Here is a 315-nt window from a genome sequence, read left to right on the forward strand (position 1 = left end):
CACGATATCCTGGTCGCCAACATGGCGGGCAAGCCGACCGCCGATCCCAATTTCCTGCGCTTCGTCACCGGGCGCCGCCGCAAGTTCTGGAACCACAACGTCGTGGCGCTGGGCCTAGCGGCAGGCTTCATGGAACCGCTCGAATCGACCTCGATCCACCTCATAAACACCGGGATCAACAAGCTGGTCGCGCTGCTGTCGCTGGACGGCATTACCGAAACGCAGCGCAGCGCCTTCAATCGTTTGACCAACAAGGAATACGAGCGAATCCGGGATTTCCTTATCCTGCATTATCACGCCACCGCGCGCGACGAT

At 60.0% G+C, this 315-nt stretch carries 1 protein-coding gene; it reads left to right on the forward strand.

Annotation, left to right across the window (positions count from 1 at the left end; genetic code table 11):
• A partial coding sequence (locus A3736_RS07890) for a tryptophan 7-halogenase (RefSeq protein ID WP_197465543.1) occupies positions 1-315 on the forward strand: 315 nt, incomplete at both ends.

This window comes from Erythrobacter sp. HI0063 (genome assembly GCF_001635685.1).
Classification (GTDB): domain Bacteria; phylum Pseudomonadota; class Alphaproteobacteria; order Sphingomonadales; family Sphingomonadaceae; genus Qipengyuania.